At 65.7% G+C, this 2,787-nt stretch carries 3 protein-coding genes; 1 reads left to right on the forward strand and 2 read right to left on the reverse strand.

The window, feature by feature from the left end; all coding sequences use genetic code 11:
- Positions 1-475, reverse strand: a 475-nt coding sequence (locus VFA16_RS16725) for a phytanoyl-CoA dioxygenase family protein (protein WP_324968891.1), incomplete at its 3' end; no start/stop codon positions are given.
- Between the two features lie 374 nt (positions 476-849).
- On the opposite strand from VFA16_RS16725, the gene VFA16_RS16730 reads away from it, so the two are divergent.
- Positions 850-2,307, forward strand: coding sequence for a protein adenylyltransferase SelO (locus VFA16_RS16730; RefSeq protein WP_324968892.1), 1,458 nt, complete (start codon positions 850-852; stop codon positions 2,305-2,307).
- 174 nt (positions 2,308-2,481) lie between these two features.
- On the opposite strand, the gene VFA16_RS16735 is transcribed toward VFA16_RS16730, so the two are convergent.
- A partial coding sequence (locus tag VFA16_RS16735) for an Ig-like domain-containing protein (RefSeq protein ID WP_324968893.1) occupies positions 2,482-2,787 on the reverse strand: 306 nt, incomplete at its 5' end.

The raw sequence follows: 2,787 nt of genomic DNA on the forward strand, positions 1-2,787 counted from the left end.
CATACTCGATTGTTGCGGCATCGGCGTAAGTGTTGTCGAAGGTCATCCAGCAGGTGGCAAGTGTGGCCGGGACCAGATAGTCGACGAAGGAGTTGTCCTGGTGCAACGCAGAAGCCCGGGCTAGCGGCGGTTTGATCCAGATGGTGTCCTGCCCGAGCCGGCAGCCGTCCCAGCCAAGCAGGTGGCCAACCCACCGGCCGATCCAGTCGGCTTGGACCAGCGACGCGATAGCCGGGTCGCTCTTCCAGGCATTAGCCATGTGTCGGGTCGCATCGGGCAGGCTGATTCCCTCCCGCCAGTACCACTCGTCGGGGTAAATACCAGTCGGGAAAGCCCCGGTGAACAGCCTGCTGAGACGTTCGCGAAGCCACCCGCACTGTTCGGCTGTGAAGATCGGCTCCATCACGACGAACCCATCGCGGTGGAAGTGCTCACGGGCCATGTCCGGCGCGCTCCAACTGACAACTGGATGCATGCCCAGAGAGTAGGTCCTGCTCCGGTTGGCAGTCGAGATGATCCGGCGTTTCTCCGGAATAGCCGACGGGTGCATGAAATGACCACGCAACGCAGACCCAGACAAATTGCTCTCTTACCGCTTGCTTCCGAATGATATTTCTCGCGACTTCCCTTTCGTGTACTAGTGCATCGTGACGTTGACATGGCGGAAAGCAGGCCGGGCGGCAGCTGTGCGACGTCATTGTTGGTAGCCAAGGGAAGCGCCGCGATGTCAACGCCGAATCATGGACGTTAGCGAAGAAGCAATTCCAAGCCCGCGGCTGCGCTGACGCGGTCATGCTCACGGGACTGGATCGAGAGGTTCGTGCTCGCCCGACGACGTACCCTCGGGTCATGAGCGTCGTCACCGGGTCGCAGTTGGAGTTTGACGACTCCTACGCCCGTGAACTGCCCCGCTTGTCGCAACCGTGGATCGCAGCATCAGTGCCGGCGCCCACCCTGCTGATGTTCAACGAGGAACTCGCCACCGAGCTGGGGGCCGACGCCGAGGCGTTGCGAGAGCCACCAGGCGTCGCGTTGCTCGTGGGCAACGGGAGCCCGGACGGGGTGCGCCCAGTCGCGCAGGCTTATGCCGGCCATCAGTTCGGCGCCTACGTGCCCCGGCTGGGAGACGGCCGGGCGTTGCTGCTCGGCGAGCTGGTCGACGGCGGAGGGCGCCGCCGCGACTTGCATCTGAAGGGCACCGGTCGCACCCCGTTCGCCCGGGGCGGGGACGGGAAAGCGGCCGTCGGGCCGATGCTGCGGGAGTACCTGATGGGGGAGGCTATGCACGCGCTCGGCATCCCCACCAGCCGGGCGCTTGCGGTGGTAACCACCGGCGAGGAGGTCATGCGGGACACGATGCTGCCCGGTGCCGTACTCGCGCGGGTCGCGGCGAGCCACCTGCGCGTCGGCACGTTCCAGTACGCCGCCACGTCCGGCGACCCGGCTCTCGTCCGGAAGCTGGCCGATTATGCGATGGCACGCCACTATCCCGACGCGGCCGAGGCGGCCAATCCGTACCTGGAGTTTTATCGGTGCGTCATCGACACGCAGGCATCGCTCGTCGCCCGCTGGATGCTCGTCGGGTTCGTGCACGGCGTCATGAACACCGACAACATGACAATCTCCGGCGAGACCATCGACTACGGCCCCTGCGCGTTCATGGACACCTTCGATCCCGCAACGGTCTTCAGCTCGATCGACCACGGTGGTCGCTACGCCTACGGCAACCAGCCCCGGATCGCACAATGGAACCTGGCCCGGCTGGGCGAGACATTGGTGCCGCTGATCGACGGGAACACAGACGCCGCGGTCGAGGCCGCTACCGACGCGCTGACCTCTTTCGCCGAGCGCTACGAGGGCTACTGGGCAAGCGGCATGGCCGCGAAGCTCGGCCTCGACGCGCCCGACCAACCGCTGATCCGGGACCTGCTGGCGCTGCTACACGCGCAGCGCATGGACTTCACGCAATTCTTCCGCGCGCTGTCGTCACACCTGCAGGGACGCCCGGCGCGGTCGCTGTTTACCGAGCCGGAGGCGTTCGACGCGTGGGCTGCGCGGTGGCAGGCTCTGGTACCACGGGATCGAAACGCCGTAACGGCAGCCATGGACCGGGTCAACCCGATTTACATCCCGCGCAACCATCGCGTGGAGGAAGCCCTGACCGCCGCCACCGACGGCGACATCGCGCCGTTTCGCCGCCTCGTCGAGGTCGTTGCCCGTCCGTTCATCCAGCGTCCGGGCCTGGAGCGCTACGCCGAGCCGGCACCCGCGAGCTGCGGCCCCTACGTCACCTACTGCGGCACCTAGAACGTGGCGTTCCAGTAGCGGTTTGGGGTCATCACCCGCTCAACATGGTCCTCGATGCTCGGCGGCCATGGGGCATTTCGCGTTCGGCACCTGATGGGCGCATGATCGGCGGGCGTGGCCGGTCCCAAAGCCAGCGGTGAGAGCAGCCTGCACGCGGCCAGGACGAGTGATGCTTCAGAACGTCGGCAAATGGAGTTGTCCCAGCAGCCAGGGGATGAGCTGCGACAGAGATGTGGGTGAGAACCTGAACGCAGGTGGCGTCGGGGGCAATGGTGTCGTCGTGGGAGCGCTGACCGTATAGGACAGCGTGTCGGACTTCGATGGATCAAACGCGGTTGAGCCGGCCGGAGTGAACACCGCGGTCAGCGGGTGAGTTCCGGGGGTCAAAGTCGTCGTCATGGAGGCCGAGCCGCCGGCGACGGTCACCGGGCTGCCAAGGGGCATGGTCCAGTTGGTGAACTGCACACTGCCCGCTGCCGT

Source organism: Mycobacterium sp. (assembly GCF_035653355.1).
In the GTDB taxonomy this organism is placed as follows: domain Bacteria; phylum Actinomycetota; class Actinomycetes; order Mycobacteriales; family Mycobacteriaceae; genus Mycobacterium.